Annotated in this window: 12 protein-coding genes; 8 read left to right on the forward strand and 4 right to left on the reverse strand. The window is 63.3% G+C overall.

What is annotated here, in order from left to right:
- Window positions 1–61 precede the first annotated feature (61 nt).
- A complete protein-coding gene (locus tag ACK4OE_RS02925; protein WP_409882873.1) occupies window positions 62–1,120 on the reverse strand; it encodes a DUF58 domain-containing protein in 1,059 nt (352 codons plus the stop codon).
- Window positions 1,120–2,040, reverse strand: a complete 921-nt coding sequence (locus ACK4OE_RS02930) for an AAA family ATPase (protein ID WP_409882874.1) — start codon at window positions 2,038–2,040, stop codon at window positions 1,120–1,122. Before ACK4OE_RS02930 ends, ACK4OE_RS02925 begins: the two co-directional genes overlap by 1 nt.
- Window positions 2,041–2,141: 101 nt before the next feature.
- On the opposite strand from ACK4OE_RS02930, the gene ACK4OE_RS02935 reads away from it, so the two are divergent.
- From ACK4OE_RS02935 to ACK4OE_RS02970, 8 genes are all read left to right on the forward strand, one after another.
- Entirely contained in the window at window positions 2,142–3,047 is a 906-nt protein-coding gene (locus ACK4OE_RS02935) for a histone deacetylase family protein (protein WP_409882875.1), read from the forward strand.
- 141 nt (window positions 3,048–3,188) lie between these two features.
- Window positions 3,189–3,983, forward strand: a complete 795-nt coding sequence (locus ACK4OE_RS02940) for an enoyl-CoA hydratase (protein WP_409882876.1) — start codon at window positions 3,189–3,191, stop codon at window positions 3,981–3,983.
- On the forward strand, window positions 3,983–5,326 hold the full coding sequence (locus tag ACK4OE_RS02945) for a mechanosensitive ion channel family protein (RefSeq protein ID WP_409882879.1): 1,344 nt from the start codon (window positions 3,983–3,985) through the stop codon (window positions 5,324–5,326). The genes ACK4OE_RS02940 and ACK4OE_RS02945 overlap by 1 nt, the downstream gene beginning before the upstream one ends.
- Before the next feature lie 199 nt (window positions 5,327–5,525).
- Complete coding sequence (locus ACK4OE_RS02950) at window positions 5,526–6,275, forward strand: electron transfer flavoprotein subunit beta/FixA family protein (RefSeq protein WP_409882880.1); 750 nt, start codon at window positions 5,526–5,528, stop codon at window positions 6,273–6,275.
- Between the two features lie 12 nt (window positions 6,276–6,287).
- A complete protein-coding gene (locus ACK4OE_RS02955; protein ID WP_409882882.1) occupies window positions 6,288–7,220 on the forward strand; it encodes an electron transfer flavoprotein subunit alpha/FixB family protein in 933 nt (310 codons plus the stop codon).
- 94 nt (window positions 7,221–7,314) lie between these two features.
- Window positions 7,315–9,105 (forward strand): acyl-CoA dehydrogenase, encoded by a 1,791-nt coding sequence (locus ACK4OE_RS02960; protein WP_409882884.1) that lies wholly within the window; start codon window positions 7,315–7,317, stop codon window positions 9,103–9,105.
- 135 nt (window positions 9,106–9,240) lie between these two features.
- The gene (locus ACK4OE_RS02965) at window positions 9,241–10,194 is read left to right on the forward strand and encodes an NAD(P)H-dependent flavin oxidoreductase (RefSeq protein ID WP_409882887.1); all 954 of its coding nucleotides are present in this window, start codon (window positions 9,241–9,243) and stop codon (window positions 10,192–10,194) included.
- A 266-nt stretch (window positions 10,195–10,460) separates the two neighbouring features.
- Window positions 10,461–11,597 carry an ABC transporter substrate-binding protein gene (locus ACK4OE_RS02970; RefSeq protein WP_409882888.1) on the forward strand — a complete coding sequence of 379 codons (1,137 nt, stop codon included), beginning with the start codon at window positions 10,461–10,463 and terminating at the stop codon, window positions 11,595–11,597.
- Between the two features lie 17 nt (window positions 11,598–11,614).
- On the opposite strand, the gene ACK4OE_RS02975 is transcribed toward ACK4OE_RS02970, so the two are convergent.
- Both ACK4OE_RS02975 and ACK4OE_RS02980 read right to left on the reverse strand, forming a co-directional pair.
- A complete protein-coding gene (locus tag ACK4OE_RS02975) occupies window positions 11,615–12,622 on the reverse strand; it encodes a cytochrome d ubiquinol oxidase subunit II (RefSeq protein WP_409882889.1) in 1,008 nt (335 codons plus the stop codon).
- Window positions 12,623–12,649: 27 nt separating this feature from the next.
- Window positions 12,650–14,038 (reverse strand): cytochrome ubiquinol oxidase subunit I, encoded by a 1,389-nt coding sequence (locus ACK4OE_RS02980; protein ID WP_409882891.1) that lies wholly within the window; start codon window positions 14,036–14,038, stop codon window positions 12,650–12,652.
- Between the last annotated feature and the right edge of the window lie 2 nt (window positions 14,039–14,040).

The following is a 14,040-nucleotide window of genomic DNA, read 5'->3' on the forward strand; positions in this document are numbered from 1 at the left end:
TGTTCCGGGTGGACGTGGGGCAATGGATGCGAATGCGGGGCAACGGTTCAGCAGGCAGGTGTCAGCACAGGGCCAATGCTTCCAGGCAGCGGCGGCGGTGCGCGGGGCCGTTGTCTGGCGCGACCTCCACGCCGGGCAGCCGCAGGCCATAGTCCAGGCCCAAGCGGTCGGCCTGCAGCACCCACGCGGTCAGACGCGAGATTCGCGCTTCCGGGTCGGGCAGCGATGCCAGAACCGGGTCCAGCCACAGTTCATGACGCTGGGCTTGTTGCGAATCGCGGCTGACCAGGTCGTCCGTGCCGGTGCCCAGGGACTTGGCGGCCTTTTTCCAGACCACCAGCTTGAGAGGGTCGCCGCGTCGGTAAGCGCGTACGCCGTCGAACTCGCCAATGCCCTGCGAGGGGGCGCTGCCCGTGCCCGCGCCCCGGGGTTCACCTGCGGGCAATGGCGGTGCGGGCATTTCGGGTGCGGGGTACACCAGCACCTGGGCCGCAGGGCGCCAGTAGGTCCACACGCGGAACGTACCGAGCGGAAACCGCGTCTCGGCCGTCAGCGTGGGAATGCGGTGCAGCCCGCGCCGCGCCGGTGCAAAAGCGACCTGTACGCTGGCTCGCCCCTGGGCGGGCACGTCGGTCCATGCCCAGTGGTGGGGCTCGCCCACCGTGCCATGCACTGCCAGGCCGATGCCGTAGCGGGGCGTCTTGCGTTCGCTGGACACCTGCACCTCCAGCGTGGCGCTGGTCCCCATGAAACGGGGCTCGGGTGCCTTGAGGTGCAGTGTGATGCCGCGCAGAGTGGCGTGACAGATGTGCATGCCCACGACGGCGCTGCCCGCCAGTAAAAAGGTCAGCAGATAGCCCAGATTCAACTGGTAGTTGATGGAAGCCACCAGCAGGACCAGCAGCGTCAGCGCCAGCATCCAACCCGACCCGGTGGGCAGGATGTAAACATTGCGCTGGGTGAGCGTCAGCGTGTCGCTCAAAGGGCGGCGAGCCATCCACCAGTTCTCAAAGCGCTTGCGAACCGGTGTCAGCGGGTTGAGCGACGCGATGGCGGCCCGCAGCCTGCCGGCCGATGTGGCAGGAGTGGAGTGCGATGCGAGTGGGGCGTTAGGGGACATCAGGGCAGAGGGACGGATTCGGCCATGGCGCGCACTTGTTCTACAGCGCCGCGGCCCGCGTCCCCCACCGGCACCAGACGGTGCGCAATGGTCTGGGGCAGGACGGCTTGCACGTCGTCAGGCGCTACATAGTCGCGCCCGCTGATGAGTGCCTGCGCCTTGGCAGCGCGCACCAGGGCAATGCCGGCGCGCGGCGACAGTCCCTGCAGGAACCAGCGGCCCGAGCGCGTGGCCGCGATCAGGTCCTGCACGTAGTTGAGCAGCGGGTCAGCGGTGTGGATGGCTTGCACCTGGCGCTGCAGTTCGGCCAGTTCGTCGTCAGACAACATCGGCAGCATGCTGTCCACCATGTCGCGCCGGTCGGCACCTGCCAGCAGCACGCGCTCGGCCGCGCGGTCGGGGTAGCCGATGGAGATGCGCATCAAAAACCGGTCCAGTTGTGATTCAGGCAGCGCAAACGTGCCTAGCTGGTCGTGCGGGTTTTGCGTGGCAATCACGAAGAACGGGTGGGGCAGGGCGCGGGTTTCGCCTTCGACTGACACCTGCTTTTCTTCCATGGCTTCGAGCAGTGCGCTCTGCGTCTTGGGGCTGGCGCGGTTGATTTCATCGGCCAGCAGCACCTGGGCGAACACTGGGCCGGGGTGGAACACGAAGGCCTCCTTGCCGCGCTCGTACACGGACACCCCGGTAAGGTCGCTGGGCATCAGGTCGGCCGTGAACTGCACGCGCGAGAACTGCAAGCCAAAGGTGCGCGACAGGGCGTGGGCCAGGGTGGTTTTCCCCACCCCCGGGACGTCTTCGATGAGCAGGTGCCCGCCTGCCAGCAGGCAGGCCACGCAGTCCTGTACCTGGGCCTGTTTACCCACGATCACCGTGTTAAGCTGATCGAGTAACGATTTGATCTTGTGCTGTGCATTCATAGCGCGACGTTATCCGAAAAACTCCAATTAATGCGAGACGCGGGGACAAGACTGTGAGCAAGACGGGCTATTTCACCCATCGGGATTGTTGGAAACACGAGATGGGCCCGGGCCACCCCGAGTGCCCCGAACGGCTGGATGCCATTGAAGACCGCTTGCTGATCACCGGCGTGGCCGATGCGTTGGAGCGGTACGACGCCCCCGAAGCGTCGCTGGCCGACATCGAACTGGCCCATGGCCGTATGCACATTGCTGCACTGCGGGGCATGTCAGACCGGTTGAACGAGGAAATGATGGCCGGTGGCCCCAGCTACGCGCAGATTGACACCGACACCTCCATCAACGCCCATACCTGGAACGCTTCCTTGCGGGCGGCGGGTGCAGCGCTGGCCGCGACCGACGCGGTGATGGCAGGGGAGATCGAGAACGCGTTCTGTTCGGTTCGCCCGCCTGGGCATCATGCCTGTCGCGACAAGGCCATGGGGTTTTGCTTCTTCAACAACGTGGCGGTGGCTGCCAAATATGCGTTGCAGCGCTACAACCTGCAGCGCGTGGCGGTGGTCGATTTTGATGTGCATCACGGCAATGGCACCGAAGACATTCTGGCGAGCGACCCGCGCGCGCTGATGGTCAGCATCTTTCAGCACCCTTTCTATCCCTACAGCGGCGACCACGATCCTGCGCCCAACATGGTGAACGTGCCTGTCGCTGCCTACACGCGCGGCATGGACATCCGCGAGATCATCGAGATGTTGTGGGTGCCCCGGCTGGAGGCCTTCAAGCCCGAGATGATTTTTGTGAGTGCAGGCTTTGATGGCCATCGCGAGGACGATATGGGCCAACTGGGCTTGACCGAGCAGGACTATGCCTGGATCACCCAGCGTGTGAAGGACATAGCGCGCCGCCATTCCAAGGGCCGCATCGTGTCGTGCCTGGAGGGCGGCTATGTGATGGGCCCACTGGCGCGCAGCGTGGAAGCGCATTTGCGCGTGCTGGCTGATCTTTGACTCCCCCTGAGCCGCCTGCGGCGTCTTCCCCCAGAGGGGGACGCCACCCGTGGCCTGGCAAAGCCAGTTCCACGGTGGCTCTGGGTTGGGATCGCGCCAGTTTTGGGCGCCCTGACGCCTGCAAAGCCTAGGAGTAATGACATGATGACTTCGAATTCTGATGAGCTGCTGCAGATCACCCGCGATGCGCGCGGCGTGGTCACCCTCACCCTGAACGACCCCGCCCGCTTCAATGCGCTGGGCAGCGAGATGCTCACTGCGCTGCAACAAGCGCTGGAAGCTGCTGGCCGCGACGAATCTGTGCGCGTAGTGGTGTTGGCCGCTGCGGGCAAGGCGTTTTGCGCAGGCCATAACCTTAAGGACATGGCTGCCAATCCGGATTTGGCCTACTACCAGAAGCTGTTTGCGCAATGCAGCCGCATGATGCTGACGATCCACAAGCTGCCGGTGCCCGTTGTCGCGCGGGTGCAAGGCATGGCTACGGCTGCGGGTTGTCAGTTGGTCGCACAGTGTGACTTGGCGGTGGCAGCGGACAGCGCCAGTTTTGCCACCAGCGGAATTCACTACGGCCTGTTTTGCGCTACACCCAGCGTGCCTTTGGTGCGCAACGTGCCAGCCAAGCGTGCCATGGAGATGCTGCTCACGGGCGATTTCATCGACGCGCCCACCGCCCTCGCGCAAGGGCTGGTGAACCGCGTGGTGCCTATGGATGCGTTGGACGCCGAGGTCGAAAAATTGGTGCACTCCATTGTGCAAAAGCCGCGTGTAGCAGTGGCCATGGGCAAGGCGCTGATCTATCAGCAACGCGAATTGGGCTTGGAGGCTGCCTACCAGTTGGCAGGCCAGGCCATGGCCACCAACATGATGGACGATGCCGCGCAAGAAGGTGCCCGCGCCTTTGCCGAAAAACGCGTACCCGCCTGGAAGCAATCCTGATGACCGGCCTGACCAACAACAGCCCCGTGCTCGACGACGTGGGTCGCTGGCTGCAGGCTTTTGTGCAGCCCACGGTACTCATCGAACTGGCGGCGCTGGTGGTGTGTGTGGCGCTGGCGTGGGGTGTTGTGACGGCGCTCAGCCGGGGGCTGGGGCAGGCCGACTCACGCTCTATTCTGTTCGGCACCCGGGTGGTGGATGGCGTGCTGTTCCCCATCATGCTGCTGGGCCTGGGTTACCTTGCGCGCATGTTGCTGGTCACATGGGTGCCGCTGGCGGCTTTCAAGGTGGTGATACCGGTGCTCATGTCGCTGGTGGTCATCCGCATTGGTGCCAAGGTGCTGCAGGTCGCGTTTCCGGATTCGGCCTGGGTGCGCCCGATTGAGCGGTCTATCTCGTGGATGGCCTGGCTGGCAATGGTGTTGTGGGTTACGGGCTTGCTGCCCCGGGTGCTTGAAGAGCTGGACAAAATCACCTGGAAGGTGGGGGCCTCCACCCTGTCGGTTCGCACCATGATTGAAGGCGCACTGACTGCCGGTGCGGTGTTGCTGTTGGCACTGTGGATTTCCGCGGCCATCGAGGCGCGCTTGCTGCGCTCCGCCACCGGCGGCGAGTTGTCGCTGCGCAAGGCGGTCAGCAATGCCATGCGTGCGCTGCTGGTGTTCGTCGGGCTGATCATGGCGCTGTCAGCGGTGGGTATTGACCTGACCGCCCTGTCAGTGTTGGGTGGCGCGGTGGGCGTTGGCATTGGTTTTGGCCTGCAGAAGTTGGCCGCCAACTACGTGAGCGGGTTTGTGATCCTGGCCGAGCGGAGCATGCGCATTGGCGACAACGTCAAGCTGGACACCTTCGAGGGGCGTATCACGCAGATCAATGCCCGCTACACGGTGATCCGATCACCCTCCGGGCGGGAATCCATCGTGCCCAACGAGCTGCTCATCACCCAGCGCGTAGAGAATCTGTCGCTGTCAGACCCCCGTGTGTGGATGTCTACCGTGGTGAACGTGGCCTACGAGAGTGATGTCGATCTGGTCGCTCGCCTGTTGTCAGAGGCGGCTCTCGTCAGTCCCCGTGTGCTGAGAGATCCTGAACCCAGTGCGGCGTTGTCTGCGTTTGGCGCCGACGGGCTGGAGTTCACCCTGGGCTTCTGGATTGCCGACCCGGAAAACGGATTGCTGGGCTTGCGCTCGGCCATCAACCGGGCCATCCTTGATGCGCTGCGCAGCCACCAGATCGAGATCCCCTACCCGCAGCGGGTGATGCACGTGCAGGCGCACGATCTGCCATTGATGCCGGCGAGAAGACCATCTCCAGCAGAAGGGGATGCAGGGCCGGCAGCCTGAACAACCGCACGCGCACCAATGTGACAGCGCTCTCTAGACCGTGCGCCGGTGCACTGGCCTATAATCTCGAAAAAGAACGATCGTGCTTTTTTGATCGGTCTCTCTCAGGTTTCGGGCCGCAGCGCTCTCCGTTGCACTGCGGCATAGAATGTTCCAGTTTACGTAAACGTCAATTCAACCAACTCTAGGAGCCGCAGCAATGAAGGTCTTGGTCCCTGTCAAACGCGTGGTGGACTACAACGTGAAGGTCCGCGTCAAATCGGACAACACGGGTGTGGACATCGCCAACGTGAAGATGAGCATGAACCCCTTTGACGAAATCGCCGTTGAAGAGGCCGTGCGCCTGAAAGAAAAAGGCCTGGTGACCGAAGTCATCGCAGTGTCCTGCGGCGTAACGCAGTGCCAGGAAACCCTGCGCACCGCCATGGCCATCGGTGCCGACCGCGCCATCCTGGTGGAAACCGACGTCGAACTGCAGCCCCTGGCAGTTGCCAAGATCCTCAAGGCCCTGGTCGACAAAGAGCAGCCCGGCCTCGTGATCCTGGGCAAACAAGCCATCGACGACGACGCCAACCAGACCGGCCAGATGCTGGCTGCATTGGCCGACCTGCCCCAAGCCACGTTCGCCAACAAGGTAGAACTCTCGGCGGACAAGGTCAGCGTGACCCGCGAAGTGGACGGCGGCCTGGAAACCCTGGCCCTCACACTGCCCGCAGTGATTACCACCGACCTGCGCCTGAACGAGCCCCGCTACGTCACCTTGCCCAACATCATGAAGGCCAAGAAAAAGCAGCTCGACATCGTCAAGCCCGAAGACCTCGGCGTAGACGTGGCGCCCCGCCTCAAGACCCTGAAAGTCACCGAGCCCGCCAAGCGCGGCGCAGGCATCAAGGTGGCCGACGTGGCCGCTCTGGTCGAAAAACTCAAGAACGAAGCCAAAGTCATCTAAGGAGCACAAGAAATGACCGTACTCGTTATTGCCGAACACAACAACGCATCCATCAAGGGCGCTACCCTGAACACCGTGACCGCCGCAGTGGCATGCGGTGGCGACGTGCACGTGCTGGTCGCTGGCCACAACGCGGGTGCCGCCGCACAAGCAGCCACCCAGATCACTGGCGTCGCCAAAGTCATCCACGCCGACGCCCCTGGCCTGGAACACGGCCTGGCCGAGAACGTGGCCGCGCAAGTGCTGGCCATCGCATCCAATTACAGCCACATCCTGTTCCCCGCCACCGCCAGCGGCCGCAACGTCGCCCCCCGCGTGGCCGCCAAGCTGGACGTGGCGCAGGTCAGCGACATCACCAAAGTGATTTCTGCCGACACCTTCGAGCGCCCCATCTACGCCGGCAACGCCATTGCCACCGTACAAAGCACCGACAGCGTGAAGATCATCACCGTGCGTGCCACCGGCTTTGATGCCGCAGCCGCCACCGGTGGCTCTGCCGCCGTAGAAACCGCTGTAGCCACCGCCGACGACGGCAAGAGCCAATTCATGGGCAGCGAAATCGCCAAGAGCGACCGCCCTGAGCTGACCGCCGCCAAGATCATCGTCTCCGGTGGACGCGCTTTGGGCAGCAAAGAAAAGTTCGACGAAGTCATGACCCCGCTGGCCGACAAGCTGGGTGCTGCCCTGGGCGCCAGCCGCGCTGCAGTGGACGCAGGCTACGCCCCCAACGACTGGCAAGTGGGCCAGACCGGCAAGATCGTGGCGCCGCAGCTGTACATCGCAGCCGGTATCTCGGGCGCCATTCAGCATCTGGCCGGCATGAAGGACTCCAAGGTGATCGTGGCGATCAACAAGGATGCCGAGGCACCGATCTTCAGCGTGGCCGACTATGGGCTGGAGGCGGACCTGTTTGCGGCTGTGCCGGAACTGGTCAAGGCCCTGTAAGACGTGTACTGAGGCTGCGTTTGTGCTGCGGCCCAGGCACTGAAAGGCATCGCTCGCGATGCCTTTTTTTTGACGAAATTTCCCGGAGACACCCATGAGCTACACCGCCCCCGTCAAAGACATGCTGTTCGCCATCGAGCATCTGGCCAATATTGAACAGATTGCGCAGATTCCTGGCTTTGAAGATGCCGGCCTGGACACGGCCGCCGCCGTGCTGGAAGAATGCGCCAAGTTCAATGAAGGCGTGCTGGCCCCGCTCAACTGGGAAGGCGACAAGAACCCGTCGAGCTTCAACGCAGGCGTAGTGACGACCACGCCCGGTTTCAAGGAGGCCTTCCGCCAGTACGGCGAAGGCGGCTGGCAGGGCCTGCAGCACCCGGCCGACTTCGGCGGCCAGGGCCTGCCCAAGACGATTGGCGCGGCCTGTATCGAGATGACCAATAGCGCCAACATGAGCTTTGCGCTGTGCCCGCTGCTGACCGACGGCGCCATCGAGGCGCTGCTGACGGCGGGCAGCGATGAGCTCAAGGCCAAGTACCTGGAAAAGCTGGTCACCGGCCAGTGGACGGGCACCATGAACCTGACCGAGCCGCAGGCCGGCTCCGACCTGGCCCTGGTGCGCACGCGCGCAGAACCACAGCCTGATGGCACCTACAAGATTTTCGGCACCAAGATCTACATCACCTACGGTGAGCACGACATGGCCGAGAACATCATCCACCTGGTGCTGGCCCGTGTTCAGGGCGCGCCCGAAGGCGTCAAGGGCATCAGCCTGTTCGTGGTGCCCAAGTTCATGGTGAACGACGACGGCAGCCTGGGCGCGCGCAACGATGCGCATTGCGTGAGCATCGAACACAAGCTGGGCATCAAGGCATCGCCCACGGCGGTGCTGCAGTTTGGTGACCACGGCGGTGCCGTCGGCTACTTGGTTGGCCAGGAAAACCGTGGCCTTGAATACATGTTCATCATGATGAACGCAGCCCGCTACGCTGTAGGCATGCAGGGCATCGCGATCTCCGAGCGCGCCTACCAAAAGGCCGTGCAGTACGCCAAAGACCGTGTGCAGAGCCGCCCCGTGGACGGCAGCATCAACGCCAGCGCCGCCATCATTCACCATCCCGACGTCAAGCGCATGCTCATGACCATGCGCGCCACGGTAGAAGGCTGCCGCGCCATGGCAACCGTTGCGGCGGCCGCGTTTGACGCCGCTCACCATCACCCTGATGCCGAGACGCGCAAGCAGAACCAGGCGTTCTACGAATTCATGGTGCCGCTGGTCAAGGGCTACAGCACCGAGACCAGCCTGGAAGTGACCAGCCTGGGCGTGCAGGTGCATGGCGGCATGGGGTTCATTGAGGAAACCGGCGCTGCCCAGTACTACCGCGACGCCAAGATCCTGACCATATACGAAGGCACCACCGCCATCCAGGCCAACGACCTGGTGGGCCGCAAGACGGCGCGCGATGGCGGGCAGGTGGCCAAGGGCATTGCCGCGCAGATCGAGAAGACCGAGGCCGACCTGCTGGCCAGTGGCACGCCCGCCGCGCTGGTGGTGGCCAAGCGGTTGACAGCTGCACGCAAGGCGCTGCTCGATGTGATCGACTTTGTGGCGGGCGGCACCAAGGCCCAGCCCAATGCGGTGTTCGCGGGCAGCGTGCCCTACCTGATGCTGGCGGGTAACGTGGTGGCGGGCTGGCAGCTGGCGCGCAGCTTGCTGGTGGCGCAAGACCTGTTGCACAAGGGACAGGACGAAGCCTTCATGCGCGCAAAAATCACCACGGCCCAGTTTTATGCCGACCACATTCTGGTGAAGGCGCCGGGCTTGCGTGATTCGATTGTGGAAGGTGCGGCCAGTGTGACCGAGCTGGCACTGGAATCCTTTTGAGATCGAGCGTGCTGTGACGAGACGGCTGCCCGCAGAGTGGGCAGTTCGTTGATATAAAAATGATAGCTGCTAGCGCTTGATGGATAAGCGCTAGAGCCCTATTTCATCCAAAAACCTGTTCAGGAAGTTGTTGCCATGTCCAAATTGCCCGCCGCGCTGCAAAACCTGTCGCTGCCCATCATCGGCTCGCCGCTGTTCATCATCAGCAACCCCAAGCTCGTGATCGAGCAGTGCAAGGCTGGCGTAGTTGGCTCCATGCCTGCGCTCAACGCCCGCCCTGCTGAACTGCTGGACGAATGGCTGGCCGAGATCACCGAGACCCTGGCCGCCTACAACAAGGCCAACCCCGACAAGCCCGCCGCGCCCTTTGCCATCAACCAGATCGTTCACAAGAGCAACGACCGCCTGGACCACGACATGCAAGTCTGCGCCAAGTACAAGGTGCCGATCATCATCACCAGCCTGGGCGCGCGCGAAGATGTGAACCAGGCCGTGCATGCCTGGGGTGGCGTGGTGCTGCACGACATCATCAACAACAAGTTTGCGCACAAAGCGATTGAAAAGGGCGCCGATGGCCTGATCGCCGTGGCCGCTGGTGCGGGTGGCCATGCGGGTGTGAAGAGCCCGTTTGCGCTGATCCAGGAAATCCGCCAGTGGTTCGACGGCCCGGTAGCGCTGAGCGGTTCCATCGCCAGCGGTGATGCCGTGCTGGCCGCTCAGGCCATGGGCGCAGACTTTGGCTACATCGGCTCGGCCTTCATCGCCACGCATGAGGCGCGCGCCAGCGATGCCTACAAGCAGGCCATCGTGGACGGCAACTCCGATGACATCGTCTATAGCAACCTGTTCACCGGAGTGCACGGCAACTACTTGGCCCCGTCGATCCGCGCGGCCGGCATGGACCCCGACAACCTGCCCGAGTCCGACCCGAGCAAGATGAACTTTGGCGGCGACGCCAAGAAGGCCTGGAAAGACATCTGGGGCTGCGGCCAGGGCATTGGCGCCATCAATGCCGTGACCAGCACGGCCGAGCTGGTGGCCAAGCTGCGCAGCGAGTACGAGGCTGCGCGCGCGCGCCTCAAGCTCTGATGGCGCGCTGACGGCCTTCCTCGTGCCGCCCACCGGACACGGTGCGGAGCGGTTGTGAGAGGTGCTTCATTCGCCCGCCGTGTGCCTGCTGCGCACGGCGGGCGAAGTCGTTTGGGGTGTGCCCAGGCAAGGGCAAACCCCATAAGCCCACCGCAGCGCGCTGCAGATAATGGTGATCATCAATAACCAAAGTGGCGTGCATGCTGATGTGCGCGTCGGCACGCTTTGGCATATCGGTCAGCCATTCTTAGCAAGGTAAGCGCGTGATGTTTTTTCGATCATTTGTGTTGCTGCTGGTTGCCCTGGGCGCCAGCGGCTTGGGCCATGCGCGTAACGAGGGCGTGACAGCTGACGAGATCCGGCTGGGCGCGTCCGCCGTGCTCTCTGGCCCGCTGGGCCCGCAGACGGCGCAATATGGAGAAGGCTCGCGGCTGATGTTCGATGCCGTCAATGCGCAGGGCGGCGTGCACGGCCGCATGATCCGCTACACCACGCTGGACGACGCTTTCGATGCGCAAAAGGCCGTGGAGAACACCCGCAAGCTGCTGGAGGCTGACAAGGTTTTCATGATCTACAACAGCACCGGTACGGCGCAGACCGCAGCCATCTTGCCGTTGATCAAGGAGCACCGCACCTTGTTGTTCGGCCCTGTGACGGGTGCATCGGCCTTTCGGGAGACGCTCAACCCCTTGGTGTTCCATGTACGCGCGGGTTATGCCAGCGAGGCCAGCAAGATCGTCTCGCAGCTGCGCCAGCAGGGCATGAGCCGTGTCGCGGTGTTCTACCAGGACGACGGCCTGGGCAAGACCTTGGCGGCAGAGCTGAAGAAAGCGTCGGACGAGGAGAAGTTCCCTTTCATTGCCGAGATCAAGGTAGACCCCAAGCAGCCCGACTTTGTAGCGGCCGCAGCCGCTACCGAGAAGGCGCAACCCCAGGCGGTGATCGTGGCCACGGCCGGTGCAACCTTCACCCACTACATCAAGGCAGTGCAGCAGACGGCCGCACGGCCTGCCTATTACGGCTTTTCTGTCGCCAGCCTGGACGTGATCAACCGCGAACTCAAGGACAAGGCGCGCGGCATCATCCTGGCGCAGATCATGCCGTCGCTGCGCAACACCACCATCCCCGTGGTGGCCGAATACCTGAGCCTGCTGCGCGCCAAGTCACCCACGGCGCAGCCCTCGGCGTCGCAGTTTGAGGGCTTTGTGCACGCGCGCCTGCTGGTGGAGGGGCTGCGCCGCACCGGGCGCAATCTGACCACCGAGTCCTTCATCAAGACCATGGAAGACGCTGGCGAGATATCGTTCGGGCGCTTCAGCGTGAAGTACTCGCCCAAGAGCCACAACGGCTCCACCTATGTGGAGCTGGCCATTGTGGATGCAGAAGGTGGCCTGCGGTATTGATCGATCGACGAAGAAGATCAGAGCCCGTAGGTCAGCTCCCGCGCCTTGCCCCAGAACACGCGGTACATGAAGATGGTGTAGACGATGATCGCGGGCAGCGTGATCGCCACGCCGACGCCGATCACCACCAGCGACTCTGTGGCGCTGGCGGCGTCCCACACGGTCAGCCGGTCGATCACGATGTAGGGATAGATGCTGTACGCCAGGCCAAAAAAGGCCAGCACAAAGATCACCACGGTGGCCACGAACACGATCCAGCCATAGCCGGCCTGCACCACGCGCGGGGTGGCCAGCACGTGGCGAATGGCAAAAAACGCTGCCACGCAGGCCAGCGGGATGGGCAGCAGCGCAAACAGCTCGGGCAGCACAAACCACTTGGCAAACACCGTCTGGCTGACCAGCGGCGTGGCCAGCGAGATGCCTGCCAATGCAAGCCCCATGGGCCACAACACGCGCTGGCCCCAGCGCGCGGCCTTGTGCTGCAGGTCGCCATCGGTCTTCATCAACAGCCAGCCCACGCCGAGCATCGCGTAGGCGGCGGGCAATGTCAGCGCAATGCCGGCAGAAAACAGCAGACCCCAGGCATCGTTCTGAAACCCGGTGACATACGCACCCAGCATCCAGCCCTGGGCCATGGTGGTTACCAGCGACCCGCCCGCGAACAGGCGGTTCCACGTGGCCTTGTGCGAGTCGCGTGCCTTCACGCGAAAGTCAAACGCCACGCCCCGCAGCGTGAGACCCAGCAGCATGACTGCCACGGGCAGGTACAGGGCGGTGAGCACGATGCCGTGCGCCATCGGAAAGCAGATCAGCAGCACGCCCACGCCCAGCACTAGCCAGGTCTCGTTGGCGTCCCAGAATGGGCCGATGCTGGACACCATCACGTCTTTTTCTGCATCGCTGGCAAAGGGCAAAAGAATGCCCACGCCCAGGTCGTAGCCGTCCAGGATCACGTACGCCAGCAGCGCCAGGCCCATGATGGCCATGAACACTAGGGGAAGGGTATGGGCCAGAGTCAAGTCCATGGGGTACTCCTTTGAACCGGGTTCGTTTCAGACCGATGGGCGATGTGGACGTTGTGTCAGCGGCTGTGGCGACGGCGGCGGCACGGCGGGCACGGGCATGGTGGGGTGTTCTGACATGTACTTGATCACGCCCACATAGGCGGCCAGCAGCAGGACGTACACCGTGAGGTATGCGACCAGCGTGGTGGCCACCATGGCCGGTGCATGCGGCGCCACCGCATCGGCGGTCTTGAACAGGCCATAGACAAGATAAGGCTGGCGGCCGATCTCCGTCACATACCAACCAGCCAGCGTGGCCACCCAGCCAGAGAACGTCATGCCCACCAGCGTGTACAGCAGCGGACGGGGCAGGGTGGCCAGGTCTTGCTTGCGGCGGCGGAACAGCACAAACGCCCCCACCCAGGCCACCGCCAGCATGAGCATGCCCATGCCCACCATCACGCGAAAGCCCCAGAACACCGGCGCCACGGGGGGATGGGCGCCCGGAAACTCATTGAGCCCCTTGAGTTCGGCATTGATATCGTGCGCGAGAATCAGGCTGGCGAACTTGGGGATCTGCAGTGCGTAGTCGGTGCGGCCTTCCTTCTCGTTGGGCAGACCAAACAGGGTGAGCGGCGCGCCTTTTTCGGTGTGCCAGATGCCTTCAATGGCTGCGATTTTGGCGGGCTGGTGCTCCAGGGTGTTTAGTCCGTGCAAGTCGCCCATGAAGATCTGCAGCGGTATCACCAGGGCCACCGCAGTGATGGCCGTACGCAGCGCCTTGCGTGTGCCCTCGTTGGCCGTGCCTTTGATGAACTGCCAGGCGCTGACGCCCGCAATCAAGAAGCCCGCCGTGAGGGCCGATGCCAGCAGCTTGTGGCCCAGCCGGTAGGGGAACGACGGGTTGAACACAATGGCCAGCCAGTCCACCGCATGGAACTTGCCGTCAATGATTTCGTAGCCTACGGGCGTCTGCATCCACGAGTTCAAACTCAAGATCCAGAACGCGGACAGCGTGGTGCCAAACGCCACCATCAACGTGGCGGCCAGGTGCACGCGCTCGGATACGCGGCCCCGGCCAAACAACATCACACCCAGGAACGTGGCCTCCAGAAAAAACGCCGTCAGCACCTCGTAGCCCAGCAGCGGCCCGGCAATGTTGCCCACATGCTCCATGAAGCCCGGCCAGTTGGTGCCGAACTGAAAGCTCATGGTGATGCCCGACACCACTCCCAGCGCAAACGTCAGCGCGAACACCTTGGTCCAGAAGTAGTACGCCTGCTCCCACCCCAGCGCCGCTGGTGTGCCGCGGGTTGCCGTGTAGCGCAGCCGAAAGAACACCAGAAACCAGCACAGCGCAATCGTGATGGTGGGGAACAGGATGTGAAAGCTGATGTTGGCGGCGAACTGGATTCGCGACAGCATGAAGGCGTCCATGG

The organism is Acidovorax sp., assembly GCF_046314175.1.
In the GTDB taxonomy this organism is placed as follows: Bacteria; Pseudomonadota; Gammaproteobacteria; order Burkholderiales; family Burkholderiaceae_C; genus Acidovorax.